The 15,219-nt window shown below is 71.9% G+C and carries 14 protein-coding genes and 1 pseudogene; 12 read left to right on the forward strand and 3 right to left on the reverse strand.

Annotated features, from left to right (window positions below):
* On the forward strand, nucleotides 1–735 hold the full coding sequence (locus M5362_RS26625; RefSeq protein WP_260230299.1) for an SseB family protein: 735 nt from the start codon (nucleotides 1–3) through the stop codon (nucleotides 733–735).
* Between the two features lie 44 nt (nucleotides 736–779).
* Here the strand turns inward: M5362_RS26625 and M5362_RS26630 are convergent, their stop codons facing one another.
* Nucleotides 780–1,148 carry a DUF1844 domain-containing protein gene (locus M5362_RS26630; protein WP_260230300.1) on the reverse strand — a complete coding sequence of 123 codons (369 nt, stop codon included), beginning with the start codon at nucleotides 1,146–1,148 and terminating at the stop codon, nucleotides 780–782.
* A 377-nt stretch (nucleotides 1,149–1,525) separates the two neighbouring features.
* On the opposite strand from M5362_RS26630, the gene infC reads away from it, so the two are divergent.
* From infC to M5362_RS26680, 10 genes and pseudogenes are all read left to right on the forward strand, one after another.
* Nucleotides 1,526–2,182: a translation initiation factor IF-3 gene (gene infC / locus M5362_RS26635; protein ID WP_260230413.1), complete on the forward strand. Its 657-nt coding sequence runs from the start codon at nucleotides 1,526–1,528 to the stop codon at nucleotides 2,180–2,182.
* Nucleotides 2,183–2,301: 119 nt separating this feature from the next.
* Nucleotides 2,302–2,496, forward strand: coding sequence for a 50S ribosomal protein L35 (rpmI, locus tag M5362_RS26640; protein ID WP_019884943.1), 195 nt, complete (start codon nucleotides 2,302–2,304; stop codon nucleotides 2,494–2,496).
* A gap of 107 nt (nucleotides 2,497–2,603) precedes the next feature.
* Nucleotides 2,604–2,990: a 50S ribosomal protein L20 gene (gene rplT / locus M5362_RS26645; protein WP_017241732.1), complete on the forward strand. Its 387-nt coding sequence runs from the start codon at nucleotides 2,604–2,606 to the stop codon at nucleotides 2,988–2,990.
* A 123-nt stretch (nucleotides 2,991–3,113) separates the two neighbouring features.
* A complete protein-coding gene (locus M5362_RS26650) occupies nucleotides 3,114–3,953 on the forward strand; it encodes an RNA methyltransferase (RefSeq protein ID WP_260230303.1) in 840 nt (279 codons plus the stop codon).
* Nucleotides 3,954–4,035: 82 nt separating this feature from the next.
* Nucleotides 4,036–5,184, forward strand: a complete 1,149-nt coding sequence (locus M5362_RS26655; RefSeq protein WP_260230304.1) for an ATP-binding protein — start codon at nucleotides 4,036–4,038, stop codon at nucleotides 5,182–5,184.
* A 138-nt stretch (nucleotides 5,185–5,322) separates the two neighbouring features.
* The gene (gene pheS / locus M5362_RS26660) at nucleotides 5,323–6,462 is read left to right on the forward strand and encodes a phenylalanine--tRNA ligase subunit alpha (RefSeq protein ID WP_260230305.1); all 1,140 of its coding nucleotides are present in this window, start codon (nucleotides 5,323–5,325) and stop codon (nucleotides 6,460–6,462) included.
* Nucleotides 6,462–8,990 carry a phenylalanine--tRNA ligase subunit beta gene (pheT, locus tag M5362_RS26665; RefSeq protein ID WP_260230306.1) on the forward strand — a complete coding sequence of 843 codons (2,529 nt, stop codon included), beginning with the start codon at nucleotides 6,462–6,464 and terminating at the stop codon, nucleotides 8,988–8,990. The genes pheS and pheT overlap by 1 nt, the downstream gene beginning before the upstream one ends.
* Nucleotides 8,991–9,275: 285 nt before the next feature.
* Nucleotides 9,276–10,354 (forward strand): annotated as a pseudogene (locus tag M5362_RS26670) (PP2C family protein-serine/threonine phosphatase).
* A gap of 266 nt (nucleotides 10,355–10,620) precedes the next feature.
* The gene (locus tag M5362_RS26675; protein ID WP_260230307.1) at nucleotides 10,621–11,958 is read left to right on the forward strand and encodes a transcriptional regulator; all 1,338 of its coding nucleotides are present in this window, start codon (nucleotides 10,621–10,623) and stop codon (nucleotides 11,956–11,958) included.
* Between the two features lie 51 nt (nucleotides 11,959–12,009).
* Nucleotides 12,010–12,540, forward strand: coding sequence for an NUDIX hydrolase (locus M5362_RS26680; RefSeq protein ID WP_260230308.1), 531 nt, complete (start codon nucleotides 12,010–12,012; stop codon nucleotides 12,538–12,540).
* Nucleotides 12,541–12,642: 102 nt separating this feature from the next.
* On the opposite strand, the gene M5362_RS26685 is transcribed toward M5362_RS26680, so the two are convergent.
* Nucleotides 12,643–13,503, reverse strand: a complete 861-nt coding sequence (locus M5362_RS26685; protein WP_260230309.1) for a 3-hydroxybutyryl-CoA dehydrogenase — start codon at nucleotides 13,501–13,503, stop codon at nucleotides 12,643–12,645.
* Nucleotides 13,504–13,672: 169 nt separating this feature from the next.
* Between M5362_RS26685 and M5362_RS26690 the strand changes: the two genes are divergently transcribed.
* Nucleotides 13,673–14,950 carry a glycoside hydrolase family 10 protein gene (locus M5362_RS26690; RefSeq protein WP_260230310.1) on the forward strand — a complete coding sequence of 426 codons (1,278 nt, stop codon included), beginning with the start codon at nucleotides 13,673–13,675 and terminating at the stop codon, nucleotides 14,948–14,950.
* A gap of 10 nt (nucleotides 14,951–14,960) precedes the next feature.
* Here the strand turns inward: M5362_RS26690 and M5362_RS26695 are convergent, their stop codons facing one another.
* Nucleotides 14,961–15,155 (reverse strand): DUF1918 domain-containing protein, encoded by a 195-nt coding sequence (locus tag M5362_RS26695; protein ID WP_260230311.1) that lies wholly within the window; start codon nucleotides 15,153–15,155, stop codon nucleotides 14,961–14,963.
* Between the last annotated feature and the right edge of the window lie 64 nt (nucleotides 15,156–15,219).

Consider the following 15,219-nt stretch of genomic DNA (forward strand, 5'->3'; position numbering starts at 1 on the left):
GTGGCGCTCAAGAACATCCCTGACCCCGGTTTCTCCGACGACGACGGAACCGCCGACCCGCGGCTCGCCGAGGCCCTCGCTGCCTGGGCCGCGGACCGATCCGCCCACGGCCCGGTCCTGGAGGCGCTGCGGCACGCGCGCCTGCTGGTCCCGGTGGTCGCTGTCCTCGGCGAGGTCGAGGAGGACCCGGAGACCGGTCTGCGCCGCGAGAAGACCAGCGACATGGCCGTGCCCACGCTCACCGCGGGCGACCGGCGGGCGCTGCCGGCGTTCACCTCGATCGCCTCGCTCGCCCTCTGGGACCCGGAGGCCCGGCCGGTGGCCGTCCCCCTGCACCAGGCGCTCCAGGCCGCCGCGCACGAGAAGGCCGACACCGTCGTCCTCGACCTGGCGGGCCCCGTCCCGTACCAGCTGACCGGCCCGGCGCTGCTCGCCCTCGCGGAGGGCCGCACGAGCACGGACCCACTGGACGACCCGGCGGTACGGGAGGCGGTACGCAGCGCGGTCGCGGCCGAGCCCGCCGTCCTCCGCGCCCACCTCGGCCCCGGCGCCGCCGACGGCACGCTCGCGCTCGTCCTGGCCGAGGGCGCCGCGCCCGCGGAGGCCGCCCAGCGCGTGGCCCGTGCCCTGGCCGCCGACGAAACACTGAGGGCCCGCCTGGTACGCGGCCTCGACCTGGCAATCCTGCCGGCCACGGCCACGCCTCCGGGCGAGCCCTTCTACGTGAGGAACTGATCGGGTGCGGGGTCCGGGACGGGCCCCGCACCCCCGTTGAGGCCCTATCCGTAGACAGGCCCCGTGTACTTCTCGCCCGGGCCCTGGCCCGGCTCGTCCGGGACGAGGGAGGCCTCGCGGAAGGCCAGCTGCAGGGACTTCAGACCGTCCCGCAGCGGCGCCGCGTGGAAGGAGCTGATCTCCGTCGCGCCGGCGTCGAGGAGCCCGGCCAGCGCGTGGACCAGCTTGCGCGCCTCGTCGAGGTCCTTGTGCTGCTCGCCGTCCTCGGTGAGCCCGAGCTTCACCGCGGCGGCGCTCATCAGGTTCACCGCGACGGTCACGATGACCTCGACCGCGGGAACCTCCGCGATGTCACGGGTCATGTCGTCGAAGTCGGGGGAGTCCGCGGACTCGGTGTGGGGCGTCTCGCTCATGCCCACACGATATGCCGGGCGGCGTGTCCTCCCCGCCTCGGTCCTCGGTTAGCCATCCCACTCCGACGGTGCTAACCTTGTGTAACGACCGGCCGGACACCTGTGTGCCCGGCCCACAAGTGGAGGCTCCGATCTCCCACCTGGCTGCCCTCGCGGGCGGCGGGTCACCGGTCAGGTGGCGCCCATCGTTCCGTACGGACGATGGAGCCGCCCGATGTGCGCCCCGCGGTTCACCGCGGCGGTGCTCCGGTATTTCCGTGGAGCCCCGCCTGTGTCCCGTCCGGGGCATTTTTCATATCCCGGCGCGGTTGGTCTCAATGTCATAGACATACGCGTCCGTCCGCCAGGCGGTCGCGTGGTGCTACCGAGGAGGATCCATCAGCGCCGAGCCCCGCATCAACGACCGGATTCGCGTTCCCGAGGTGCGACTTGTCGGCCCCAGCGGCGAGCAGGTCGGGATTGTTCCGCTTGCCAAGGCCCTGGAGCTCGCACAGGAGTACGACCTCGACCTGGTCGAGGTCGCGGCGAACGCCCGTCCGCCCGTGTGCAAGCTCATGGACTACGGGAAGTTCAAGTACGAGTCGGCCATGAAGGCCCGTGAGGCGCGCAAGAACCAGGCGCACACGGTCATCAAGGAGATGAAGCTCCGGCCGAAGATCGACCCGCACGACTACGACACCAAGAAGGGTCACGTCGTCCGGTTCCTCAAGCAGGGCGACAAGGTCAAGATCACGATCATGTTCCGTGGTCGTGAGCAGTCCCGCCCCGAGCTTGGCTTCCGGCTGCTGCAGCGGCTGGCTTCGGACGTCGAGGAGCTTGGCTTCATCGAGTCCAACCCGAAGCAGGACGGCCGGAACATGATCATGGTTCTCGGCCCGCACAAGAAGAAGACCGAGGCCATGGCCGAGGCGCGTGAGGCCCAGGCCGCGCGCAAGGCGGAGCGTCAGGGCGTCTCGTCCGACGAGACCGCCGAGGCTCCGGCCGAGGAGGCTTCGGCCGAGGCTCCCGCCGAGGCCGAGAACCCCGAGGCGTGACCCGAGGGGCTGCCACCCAGGCAGCCCTGGGCCCCGCCCGGAACCACCAACGAACTGACGCTCCCGGATGTCCGGTGCCTGCACCGGGGGAGCGCCACTGACGAGGAGATAACGGCGCGATGCCGAAGAACAAGACGCACTCCGGTGCCAAGAAGCGCTTCAAGATCACCGGCTCCGGCAAGGTGCTGCGCGAGCGCGCCGGTAAGCGCCACCTGCTCGAGCACAAGTCGTCCAAGCTGACGCGTCGCCTCACCGGCAACGCCGAGATGGCCCCGGGCGACGCGGCCAAGATCAAGAAGATGCTGGGCATCTGATCTTGATCTCCCGCCCTCGGCGACGAGGGCATCCGGCCAAGACCGGGACCCATCCGATTTCCGGGTCGTGTGAGTACCACCGCGACCCCGCTACAAGGAGTTAAGAAGTGGCACGCGTCAAGCGGGCAGTCAACGCCCACAAGAAGCGCCGGGCGATCCTCGAGGCGGCCTCCGGCTACCGCGGTCAGCGTTCGCGCCTGTACCGCAAGGCCAAGGAGCAGGTCACCCACTCCCTGGTCTACAACTACAACGACCGCAAGAAGCGCAAGGGCGACTTCCGTCAGCTGTGGATCCAGCGCATCAACGCCGCTGCCCGCCAGAACGGCATGACGTACAACCGCCTCATCCAGGGTCTGAAGGCCGCCAACATCGAGGTGGACCGCAAGATCCTCGCCGAGCTGGCCGTCAACGACATCAACGCGTTCGCCGCGCTGGTCGAGGTCGCGCAGAAGGCCCTTCCGGCCGACGTCAACGCGCCGAAGGCCGCTGCCTGATCTCCAGGCCGCAGATCTTCCGCACCGGACCCGCAGGCCTTCGGGCCTGCGGGTCCGGTCGTGTTCGAAGCCAGGCCGCCAGGCCACGACCCGCCCGGACCCCCGAAAAGAGCCGCCGACCCCATGGGTACCCCCGAGCTGATCTCCCCGCGTTCGCCGCGTGTCGTCGCCGCCAGGCGGCTGGCCAAGCGCAACTTCCGGGGCAAGGACCGTCTCTTCATCGCCGAGGGCCCGCAGGCCGTCCGCGAGGCCGTCGAGCACCGCAGCGGCTCCGGTGAGCCCACCCTCGTCGAGCTCTTCACCACCGTCGAGGCCGCCGAGCGGTACACCGGGATCGTCGACGCCGCCCGCGCGGCCGGGGCCCGTGTCCACTACGCCGACGCCGCCGTCCTCGCCGAGGTCTCCCAGACCGTCACCCCGCAGGGCCTCGTCGGTGTCTGCCGCTTCCTCGACTCGCCGTTCGAGGAGATCCTCGCGGCCAAGCCCAAGCTGGTCGCCGTCCTCGCCCACGTACGCGACCCCGGCAACGCCGGCACCGTCCTGCGCTGCGCCGACGCGGCCGGCGCCGACGCCGTCGTCCTCACCGACGCCTCCGTCGACCTGTACAACCCCAAGTCCGTCCGCGCCTCCGTCGGCTCCCTCTTTCACCTCCCGGTCGTCGTCGGCGTCCCGGTCGAGCAGGCCGTCGCCGGTCTGAAGAGCGCGGGCGTGCGGATCCTCGCCGCCGACGGCGCCGGCCAGGACGACCTCGACGACGAGCTCGACGCGGGCACCATGGGCGGCCCCACCGCCTGGGTCTTCGGCAACGAGGCCTGGGGGCTCCCGGAGGAGACCCGCGCCCTCGCCGACGCGGTGGTGCGCGTACCGATCCACGGCAAGGCCGAGAGCCTCAACCTCGCGACGGCCGCCGCCGTGTGCCTCTACGCCTCCGCGCGCGCCCAGCGCCCCCGAACCTCCCGCTGAGGGGCTCCAAAGCGTCACCCGCACCTAGTAGGGTGACCAACTCGGGGGCCCACTGCGCTACACGGAGGGGTGGGGAACGGGGATGACGGTCGGCACGGACAGTCCCGCACAGGCACGGAGTACCGCGCCCGATGCCCCGGAGGACCCGGACGGGTCCTCCCGTACGGCATCGGACGGCCCCGGCGTCGACCCCGACGAGCTGCCCGACGGTCTCGTCGTCGCCGACGCCACGGGACGCATCGTCTGCTTCAACGCCGCCGCCGCCCGGATCACCTCCGTGGCCCAGGACCAGGCCCTCGGCCTCCCGCTCGAACAGGCGCTGCCCCTGGAGGACCTCAAGGGCCGCCGCTGGTGGACCCTCACCGACCCGTACGGCGGGCTCGCCACCCGCCGCGGCCAGCCGGAGCGCAATCTGCTCCTGCCGGGCGGCCGCGAGGTCCTCGTCTCCGCCCGCTACGTCCGCGAGCACCCCACCGGGCCCGTCCGCCGCGTCGTCGTCTCGCTGCGCGGCACCGAGGCCCGGCGCCGTACCGAGCGCAGCCACGCCGAGCTCATCGCCACCGTCGCCCACGAGCTGCGCTCGCCCCTGACCTCCGTCAAGGGCTTCACGGCGACCCTGCTCGCCAAGTGGGAGCGGTTCACCGACGACCAGAAGCGACTGATGCTGGAGACCGTCGACGCCGACGCCGGCCGCATCACCCGGCTCATCGCCGAGCTCCTCGACATCTCCCGGATCGACTCCGGCCGGCTCGAGGTGCGCCGCCAGCCCGTCGACATCGCCGCCGCCGTCGGCCGCCACATCCAGGCGCACACCACCGGCGGACAGTCCCCGGACCGCTTCTTCGTCCGGGTCCGGCCCCAGCTGCCCGACCTGTGGGCCGACCCCGACAAGATCGACCAGATCCTCGGCAACCTGCTGGAAAATGCGGTGCGCCACGGCGAGGGAACCGTCACCATCGAGGTGGCACCCACCAGCGCCACCACCGACGGAGAGAAGGGAACGGCGGTCACCGTGAGCGACGAAGGCCCCGGCATCCCCGAGGAGTCGATGGGCCGTGTCTTCACCCGCTTCTGGCGGGGGAGCAAGCGCGGTGGCACCGGACTCGGCCTGTACATCGTCAAGGGCATCGTCGAGGCCCACGGCGGCACCATCACCGTCGGCCGCGCCCCCCGGGGCGGCGCCGAATTCCGATTTATCCTGCCCGTCGGCGCCCCGGCCTATCTCGCCTGACGAGATCACCAGCCGCCCGGGCCGCCCACGGGCTCATTCGCGTCCCCGCGCCCCGTTAGACTCGACCTTTGGCACGTTTGCGCCCTTGACGTCGAGCGGGGCCGCGCCCAAGCCAGCCAAACGGAAGCACGGGAAGAGATGTCCGCACCCAATAAGTCGTACGACCCGGTTGAGGTCGAGGCCTTGAAACCGGAAGAGATCGAGCGCATGCGGGACGAGGCGCTCGCCGCCTTCGCCGCCGCGGGTGACCTCGACGCGCTCGCGCACGCGAAGGTCGCGCACACGGGCGGCACCTCGCCGCTCGCGCTGGCCAACCGCGAGATCGGCGCGCTGCCGCCGCAGGCCAAGGCCGCGGCCGGCAAGCTCGTGGGCCAGGCCCGCGGGGCGGTCTCCAAGGCCCTCGCCGCCCGCCAGGCCGAGCTGGAGGCCGAGCGCGACGCGCGCGTCCTGGTCGAGGAGGCGGTGGACGTCACCCTGCCGTACGACCGGGTCCCCGCCGGCGCCCGCCACCCGCTGACCACGCTCATGGAGCGGGTCGCCGACGTCTTCGTCTCCATGGGGTACGAGGTCGCCGAGGGGCCCGAGGTCGAGGCGGAGTGGTTCAACTTCGACGCCCTCAACTTCGTGCCGGACCACCCGGCGCGCCAGATGCAGGACACCTTCTTCGTCCAGGGAACCTCCGTCGAGGGAACCGCCACCACCGGCGACGAGTCCGGTGTCGTGCTCCGTACGCACACCTCCCCGGTGCAGGCCCGCACGCTCATCGACCGGGAGCCCCCGGTCTACGTGGTCTGCCCCGGCCGCGTCTACCGCACGGACGAGCTCGACGCCACGCACACCCCGGTCTTCCACCAGATCGAGCTGCTCGCCGTCGACGAGGGCCTGACCATGGCCGACCTCAAGGGCACCCTCGACCACATGGTCCAGGCGCTCTTCGGGCCCGACATGAAGACCCGGCTCCGCCCGAACTTCTTCCCGTTCACCGAGCCGTCCGCCGAGATGGACATGCTCTGCTACGTCTGCCGCGGCGAGTCCGTCGGCAACCCGGACCGGCCCTGCCGCACGTGCGGCAGCGAGGGCTGGATCGAGCTGGGCGGCTGCGGCATGGTCAACCCCAAGGTGCTCGTCGCCTGCGGTGTCGACCCGGAGAAGTACAGCGGATTCGCCTTCGGGTTCGGCATCGAGCGGATGCTGATGTTCCGCCACAACGTCGAAGACATGCGAGACATGGTCGAGGGTGACGTCCGGTTCACCCGGCCGTTCGGGATGGAGATCTGATGCGGGTCCCGCTTTCTTGGCTGCGGGAGTACGTCGACCTGCCGGCGACGGAGACCGGACGCGACGTCCAGGCCAAGCTCATTCCGGCAGGACTCGAGGTCGAGACCGTCGAGCAGCTCGGCGCCGGCCTGACCGGCCCGCTGGTCGTCGGCAAGGTCCTCACCATCGAGGAGCTGACGGAGTTCAAGAAGCCCATCCGCTTCTGCACCGTCGACGTCGGCCAGGCCAACGGCACGGGCGAGCCCCAGGAGATCATCTGCGGCGCCCGGAACTTCGCCGAGGGCGACAAGGTCGTCGTGGCGCTGCCCGGCGCCGTGCTCCCCGGTGACTTCCGGATCGCCGAGCGCAAGACGTACGGCCGGGTCTCCCGCGGCATGATCTGCTCCGGCGACGAGCTGGGCATGGGCGACGACGGTTCGCACGGCATCATCGTGCTGCCGCCCGAGCTCGAGATCGGCATCGACGCCACGAAGCTCCTGGAGCTGTACGACGAGGTCCTCGACATCGCCGTCACGCCCGACCGCGGCTACTGCCTCTCGATGCGCGGTATCGCCCGCGAGACCGCCATCGCGTACGGCCTGCCGCTGCGCGACCCGGCGCTCCTGGACGTGCCCGCCCCGAACTCGTACGGCTACCCGATCCAGGTCGCCGACCCGATCGGCTGCGACCGCTTCACCGCCCGTACGGTCGTCGGGGTCACGCCCGAGGCGCGTACCCCCCTCTGGATGCAGCGCAGGCTCCAGAAGGCCGGCATGCGCACCGTCTCGCTCGCCGTCGACATCACCAACTACGTGATGCTGGAGCTCGGTCAGCCGCTGCACGCCTACGACCGCACCCGGCTCGACGGCCCCATCGGCGTCCGCCGTGCCGCCGCCGGGGAGACGATCACCACGCTCGACGGGGTCAAGCGCGTCCTCGACTCCGGGGACCTGCTGATCACCGACAACAGCGGGCCCATCGGTCTCGCCGGTGTGATGGGCGGCGCCCACACGGAGATCGCCGACCCGGTGACCGACCCCGAGACGGGCATCGTCACGGGCACCACCGAGGTCGTCATCGAGGCCGCGCACTTCGACGCGATCTCGATCGCCCGTACGGCGCGCCGGCACAAGCTGGCCTCCGAGGCGTCCCGGCGCTTCGAGCGCGGGGTCGACCCGCAGGCCGCGGCCGCCGCCGCGCAGCGCTGCGTCGACCTGCTCGTGCTGCTCGCGGGCGGTACGGCCGAGGCCGGTGTCACCGAGATCGTCGCGCCGTCCGCGCCCCGCACGGTCACCATGCCGGCGAACCACCCGGACAAGGTCGCGGGCGTCTCCTACGGCCGCGAGACCGTGGTCCGCCGCCTCCAGGAGATCGGCTGCGACGTCTACGGGCAGGACGAGCTCGTCGTCACCGTCCCGTCGTGGCGCCCCGACCTCTACGTGCCGAACGACCTCGCCGAAGAGGTCATCCGGCTGGAGGGCTACGAGAACCTGCCCTCGACGCTGCCCAAGCCGCCCGCCGGGCGTGGCCTCACCGAGCGCCAGCGCACCCACCGCCGGGTCGGCCGCGCGCTGGCCGGCGCCGGCTACGTGGAGGCGCTGAACTACCCGTTCATCGGCGCGCAGGTCTTCGACCAGCTCGGCCTGGAGGCGGACGACGCCCGCCGCCGTGTGGTCACGCTCGTCAACCCGCTCTCCGACGAGGAGCCCGCGCTCCGTACGACGCTGCTGCCGGGCCTGCTCGGCGCGCTGCGCCGCAACGACGGGCGCGGCAGCCACGACCTGGCGCTCTTCGAGACCGGTCTGGTCTTCCGGCCGGGCGAGCGGCAGGGCGTCGCCGTGCGGCTGCCCGTCGACCGTCGCCCCACCGACGAGGAGATCGCCACGGTCAACGCCGCGCTGCCCGCGCAGCCGCGCCGTGTCGCCGTCGTCCTCGCCGGCGCCCGCGAGCAGGCCGGCTGGTGGGGCAAGGGCCGCCCGACCGACTGGGCCGACGCGATCCAGGCGGCGCGCACCGTGGCCGCCGAGGCCGGTGTCGAGCTGATCATCAGCGCCGACCAGCACGCCCCGTGGCACCCCGGCCGCTGCGCCGCGTTCCACGTGGTCGTGGACGGCGAGCAGGTGCTCGTCGGCCACGGCGGCGAGCTGCACCCGCGCGTCGTGAAGGCGCTCGGCCTGCCGGACCGCACCTGCGCGATGGAGCTGGACCTGGACCTGGTGGAGAAGGCGAACGAGGGCCCGCTGAAGGCCCCGGCCATCTCCTCGTTCCCGGTCGCCACGCAGGACGTCGCCCTGGTCGTCGACGCGTCGGTCCCGACCGCCACGGTCGAGGCCGCGCTGCGCGACGGCGCCGGTGAACTCCTGGAGGCCATCCGGCTGTTCGACGTGTACACCGGCGACCAGCTCGGCGAGGGCAAGAAGTCCCTGGCGTACGCGCTGAAGTTCCGCGCCACGGACCGCACCCTCACGGTCGACGAGGCCAGCGCCGCGCGCGACGCGGCCGTGGCCCTCGCGTCCGAGCGCACGGGCGCCGTACTGCGCGGCGCCTGAGCGTTCCGCCCCCGGAGGGGGCCGACCCGGTGACACCACCGGGCCGGCCCCCTCCGGCGTTGCCGGAGGCCCCGCCGGTCGAGCCCGCGTACGAAGGGGCCGTGTCCGTGCGGGTGGCGGACGGGTGGCGTGGCGCGGCGCGTGGGGGGTGGTCACTCCTTCGGGTGAGATGTCCGGTCGCTGTTCCCTCGTGCCCCACCCGGTCGGGAGAATCGACGCGGCCACAGGGGCGGGCCTGTGCGCCGCAGGGCCTTCGGGCGCTGCAGGGCTCAGGAAGGGCCGTGCATGATCCGTACCAGGACGTTGCTCTCCGACGACTCCCGGCTGCGCCGGCTGGGACCACTCGCCCTTCCCACCCTCTGGGGTGCCGTGGCGGTGACCTGGAAACTCAGCTGTCTTTGGCACAGCAACCCGGCCTCCCCATGCGCATCGCGACCAGCGTGCTCTTCTTCACCGTCGGCACCGGGCTCGTTCTCGGCATCCGTCGTGGTCTCTCGCGCGAGCTGGAGCGGATGCGGGCCATCGCGGACGCCACCCAGCGGGTGCTGCTGCGCCCGCCGTCTCCGCGGCTCGACGGCCTGTCGGTCGCCGCCGGCCAGCTCTCCGCCTGGAGGGGCGCGGCCGTCGGCGGGGATCTGTACGAGGCGGTCGCCACGCCGTACGGGGTGCGGATCGTCATCGGCGACGTCCGGGGCCACGGTCTCGCGGCTCTCGGCGCGGTGGTCGCCGTCCTCGGCAGTTTCCGCGAGGCCGCCCACGACGAGCCCGAACTCGGCGGGGTGCTGCGGCGGCTCGACCGGGCGCTCGCCCGTCACCTGCGGGAGCGGGCCCGTGACGAGCATCCGGCGGCCTGTGCGGGACGGGAGCCGGAGCACCCCGCGGCCGAGGAGTTCGTCACCGTACTGCTCCTGGAGATCCACACGGACGGAGAGGTGTACGCCCTCAACTGCGGGCACCCCGGTCCGTACCGGATCGCCCACCGCGTGGAGGCCGTCCACGCCGGCGACCCGCTCCCGCCGCTGGGCGCCTTCCCGCTGCCGGCCGACCTCTCCGCGTACCACTGCACCCGGCTCCTGCCGGGTGAGGCGCTCTTCCTGCACACCGACGGCGCGCAGGACGCCCGTGACCGGGCGGGACGTTTCTTCGCCCTCGAACGGGTCCTGGCCGAGGCCGCCCGTGACGCGCCCGTCCCCCCGGCCGCGCTGGTCCGTCGTGTGCACGGCGCGCTGCTGCGGCACACCCGCGGCCGGCTCGCCGACGACGTGGCCCTGATGGTCGTCCGCAACGACCGGGTGCGGGTTCCGGCGCAGCCCGCCGAACCCGGGCTGCGCCGTACCCGACCTGCACCCTCCCCTCACTGTTGAGCGACGGGACATGAGGCCGGCGCCGCCCGGACCGCCTGGGAGTGTCGGGCAGGTCGGCGGGCGGGCGGCGCGGGGCGGGCCGCCGCACTGTACGAGGGGGGAGCCCGGCGGCCCGGGTCGCCTTGCGGCGAGGGGTTCAGTCAACCGGCACGGGGGCCACGGCGGCAGCGCGCTCGGGCCGGAAGAACGGGCACTTCATTCACACCCCGTGCGAAACCGCCCGCCGGTACGGTGGCCGGGCGCGGACCGAGTTCACCGGAGGGGCCATGCAGCCCAACACCCTGCTCGACGCCCTGCTGGACGAAGCCGGCATCTCGCGGGCCGGCCTCGCCGCACATGTGAACCGGGCGGGCCGCGCCCGGGGCCTCGCCCTGCGGTACGAACACACCGCTGTGGCGCGCTGGTTGAAGGGCCAGCGGCCGCGCGGCCAGGTGCCGGACCTGATCTGCGAGGTGCTCGGGGTGCGGCTGCACCGGGCGGTCACGCTCGACGACATCGGCCTGGGCGTCGGCGGCGACGCCGTCGGACAGAGCTCCCCGCTCTCCGGGTTCGTCGAGCGGGCCACCGCCCTGTGGCGCTCCGACGAGCAGCAGCGGCCGCACATACTCGGTGCGCAGGCCGTGACCGGCACGCCCGCCGTGATGCCCGTCTGGGAGTGGGAGAACCCACCGGAGGACTCCGACGTCTCCCGCGACGGCCGGACGCGGGTCTCGATGGCCGACATCACGATGCTCGGCGCCGCCCGGGCGCACTACGAGCAGATGTACCGCAAGGCCGGCGGTGTGGCGACCCGGGTGCGGATCGTCGGCTTCCTCAACGCCGAGGCCGCGCCGCTGCTGCGCGGCGCGTACAGCGACGGTCTGGGCAGGGAGCTGCACCGCGCCACGGGCGGCCTGGTCGCGGTGGCGGGCATCTGCGCGTACGACTCCGACGCCCACGGACTGGCACAGCGCTACTTCCACCAGGCGCTGCGGCTGGCGAAGGCGAGCGGGGACCGCGGTCTCGGCGCCTATGTGATCGCGCTGCTCGTCAACCAGTCGTTGTTCATGGGGGAGTACCGGCAGGCGGTGGCCTTCGCCGAGGCGGCGCTGCGGTCCGCCGGTCGGCAGATCACGCCGGCGCTCGCCGCCGATCTCTCCGCGATGCAGGCGAAGGCGTACGCCCATCTCGACGACGGGGCGGCGGCGTTGGCCTGTATCAGGCGCGCGGAGGCGGAGGCGGAGCGGATCCGGCCGGGGCACGAGCCGGCGGAGACCGGCTACGTCCAGCCGGGGCTGGTCGATGTGCAGGTGGCGGAGGCGCTGCTCAGTCTGGGTGATCTTCCCGCGGCGGCGGAGCACGCGCGGGCGGCCGTGGACACACCGGCGCACGACCGGGGCCGGGTCCACCGGCTGGCGATGCTCTGTCAGATCGAGCTGCGGCAGGGGGAGGCGGACGCCGCGGCGCGGACGGCCGTGGAGATGACCGAGCGGGCGCGCGGGATGGAGTCGCGGAGGCTGCGCGACCGGCTGCGGCTGGTCCGGGAGTATCTGCTGGCCACCGACTGCGGGGACGCGAGACAGGCGGCCGAACTCATCGACGGGGCGCTACGCGTTCCCCTGTGAGCCCCGGACTGCTGCCATATTGCCACCGACCAATCGGAAGGTGGCAGAAACGTGCAGTGGACGAAACTAAGCGAACAGCCTGTCTATGAGAACCGCTGGTTCCGGGTGAACCTCGCGGACGTCGAGCTCCCCGACGGCCGCCACCTCGACCACTATCTGATCCGGCTCCGCCCGGTCGCCGTCGCGACCGCCGTCAACGAGGCCAACGAAGTCCTCATGCTCTGGCGGCACCGCTTCATCACCGACAGCTGGGGCTGGGAACTGGCCGCCGGTGTCGTCGAGGACGGTGAGGAGCTCGCGACGGCCGCGGCCCGCGAGATGGAGGAGGAGACGGGCTGGCGCCCCGGGCCCCTGCGCCATCTCCTCACCGTCGAGCCCTCCAACGGCCTCACCGACGCCCGGCACCATCTCTACTGGGCCGAGGAGGCCACGTACATCGGACCGCCCGAGGACGACTTCGAGTCGTCACGGCGTGAGTGGATACCGCTCAAACTGGTCCCGGACATGATCGCCCGGGGCGAGATCCCGGCCGCCAACATGGCCGCCGGGCTGCTGATGCTCCACCATCTGCGCCTCGGCTGACCAGCCCGGCCGCCGTGCGTCGTCAACGGCGCAACCGTGCCGCAGAACGCCGAACGGCCCGTACCTGTGCGGGTGTACGGGCCGAACGGTGATCGGTGGGGCTCAGGGGTACGGATAGAAGCCCGAGCCCGTCTTGCGGCCGAGCCTGCCCGCGTCCACCATCCGCTGGAGGAGCGGGGGAGCGGCGTACAGCGGCTCCTTGTACTCGGTGTACATCGAGTCGGCGATCGAGGCGATGGTGTCCAGGCCGATCAGGTCGGCGAGCTTCAGCGGGCCCATCGGGTGGGCGCAGCCGTACTCCATGCCGTTGTCGATGTCCTCGCGGCTGGCGATGCCCGATTCGAACATCCGGATCGCCGAGAGCAGGTACGGCACCAGCAGGGCGTTGACGACGAAGCCGGAACGGTCCTGCGCGCGGATCGCGTGCTTGCCGAGGATCTTCTCGGCGAAGACCTGGGCGCGGCTGATCGTGCCCTCGGAGGTGGTGAGGGCCGGGATCAGCTCCACCAGCTTCTGCACCGGCGCGGGATTGAAGAAGTGGATCCCGATCACGCTGTCCGGGCGGGAGGTCGCCACGGCCAGCTTCACCAGCGGGATCGAGGAGGTGTTGGAGGCCAGGATCGCGTCGGGCCGGGTCATCACCTGGTCGAGCACCTGGAAGATCTCGGTCTTGACCTGCTCGTTCTCCACCACGGCCTCGATGACGAGGTCGCGGTCGGCGAACTCGCCCAGGTCGGTGGTGAAGCTGAGGCGCGCCAGCGTCGCGTCGCGCTCCTCGTCGCTGATCTTGCCGCGCTCGGCGGCCTTGGCGAGCGAGTTGTAGAGCCGCGTACGGCCGATCTCCAGCGCCTCGCCGGTCGTCTCGGCGACCATCACCTCGAGACCGCTGCGGGCACACACCTCCGCGATGCCCGCGCCCATCTGGCCGCAGCCCACCACTCCGACGCGCTCAATGTCGGCCATGGAGTCCGTCACCTCGTGCCTTTCGCTTTTCTCTGGCAGCGGGCCCCGTGTGATTCCGGTGCGCCGCCTCGACCCCACGACGTTACCGCTCATTAACCGATGATCGATCGGCCGGGGCGGGCATGATCTGCCCATGTGTGTGACCTATCCGACACCTGAGGGGTGACATATGGGACTCATCGGCAGAAGAGGGTTCGTGACGGGCGCCGCACTTTCGGCGCTCTCCGCCGTCGGCGGCGGCAGCGCGGCGGGCGCGACGGATGGAGCGGGCACGGAACGCGCGGACATGAAGGCGTCGGGGCGGAGGAAACCGAAGGCGGGGGGTGAGTTCCGCGGTGTGTGGCTGGCGACGATCGCCAACGTCGACTGGCCCTCCGCCCCGGGCCTCGCGGCCGAGCGGCAACGGGCCGAACTCCTCGCCCATTTGGACACGGCCGTGGAGCGCAGGCTGAACACCGTGATGCTCCAGGTGCGGCCGAGCGCGGACGCCCTGTGGCCCTCCCCGCACGAGCCGTGGGCGGAGTGCCTCACCGGGGTGCAGGGCCGCGACCCCGGCTGGGACCCGTTGGGAACGGCCGTCGAGGAGGCCCACAAGCGGGGCCTGGAGCTGCACGCCTGGTTCAACCCGTACCGAGTGGCGAATCACACGGACCCCACCCGGCTGACCCCCGACCACCCGGCCCGTCGCAATCCGCGGTGGGTCGTCGCGTACGGCGGCAAGCTCTACTACAACCCCGGCCTGCCGGAGGTCCGCCGCTTCGTCCAGGACGCGATGCTCGACGCGGTCCGCCGCTACGGCATCGACGCCGTGCACTGGGACGACTACTTCTACCCGTACCCCGTCGCCGGTCAGGTCTTCGACGACGACGACGCCTACGCGCAGTACGGCGGGAACTTCCCCGACCGGGCGGCCTGGCGGCGGAACAACATCGATCTCCTGGTCTCCGAGACGTCCGCCCGGATCAAGGAGATCGACCCGCAGCAGACCTTCGGGATCAGCCCCTTCGGGATCTGGCGCAACGCCGACACCGACCCGGCGGGTTCGGACACCCCGATGGGGCTCCAGACCTACGACGATCTCCACGCCGACACCAGGAAATGGGTCAAGGAGGGGTGGATCGACTACATCGTCCCGCAGCTGTACTGGCACATTGGCTTCGAGTCGGCGGACTACGCCAAGCTCGTGCCCTGGTGGGAGGCGGCGGTCCGGGGCACCGGCGTCCGCCTGTACATCGGTGAGGCGCTCTACAAGTGCGGTGACCCCGCCCAGCCGGCCGCGTGGCAGGATCCGAAGGAGCTCTCCCGCCATCTGACGCTCGCCGGCCGCTACCCGGGGGTGGGCGGGCACGGCTTCTTCTCGGCGACGCAGGTCGCCGCGGACCGGATCGGGGCGATGGCCACGGTGGTGGCCGACCACTACCCGACCTCGGCCCTCCCGGCGCGGTAGACCGCTCGGATCACATCTTGTCGTGGTGGCGTACGACGGTGTCGGGGCCCGGAGCCATCAGGGCCTCGTGGCCGTCGTCGTCGAACTTGACGCGGTACGGGGGGTTGCCGTTCTCGCCGAGTACCTGAAGAACCTCGGCCGTACGGTCGTGCTGACCGACGGTCCGGCCGTGCACCAGCAGTTTGTCGCCCACGTTCGCTTCCATCGGGGTGACCTCCTCGCGGCCGTGTTAGTCCTGCTTCGCAGTCTATGTCCGCCATTGTGACCCC

The organism is Streptomyces sp. Je 1-79, assembly GCF_025195125.1.
Taxonomy (GTDB): Bacteria; Actinomycetota; Actinomycetes; order Streptomycetales; family Streptomycetaceae; genus Streptomyces.

Excerpts from the sequence above, each read along its gene's own strand:
- M5362_RS26690 (WP_260230310.1), top strand. The coding sequence starts at position 13,673 with ATGGGACTCATCGGCAGAAGAGGGTTCGTGACGGGCGCCGCACTTTCG.
- M5362_RS26630 (WP_260230300.1), bottom strand. The coding sequence starts at position 1,148 with ATGAGCGAGACGCCCCACACCGAGTCCGCGGACTCCCCCGACTTCGAC.
- rpmI (WP_019884943.1), top strand. The coding sequence starts at position 2,302 with ATGCCGAAGAACAAGACGCACTCCGGTGCCAAGAAGCGCTTCAAGATC.
- M5362_RS26685 (WP_260230309.1), bottom strand. The coding sequence starts at position 13,503 with ATGGCCGACATTGAGCGCGTCGGAGTGGTGGGCTGCGGCCAGATGGGC.
- M5362_RS26695 (WP_260230311.1), bottom strand. The coding sequence starts at position 15,155 with ATGGAAGCGAACGTGGGCGACAAACTGCTGGTGCACGGCCGGACCGTC.
- pheT (WP_260230306.1), top strand. The coding sequence starts at position 6,462 with ATGCGGGTCCCGCTTTCTTGGCTGCGGGAGTACGTCGACCTGCCGGCG.
- M5362_RS26675 (WP_260230307.1), top strand. The coding sequence starts at position 10,621 with ATGCAGCCCAACACCCTGCTCGACGCCCTGCTGGACGAAGCCGGCATC.
- pheS (WP_260230305.1), top strand. The coding sequence starts at position 5,323 with ATGTCCGCACCCAATAAGTCGTACGACCCGGTTGAGGTCGAGGCCTTG.
- M5362_RS26650 (WP_260230303.1), top strand. The coding sequence starts at position 3,114 with ATGGGTACCCCCGAGCTGATCTCCCCGCGTTCGCCGCGTGTCGTCGCC.
- M5362_RS26655 (WP_260230304.1), top strand. The coding sequence starts at position 4,036 with ATGACGGTCGGCACGGACAGTCCCGCACAGGCACGGAGTACCGCGCCC.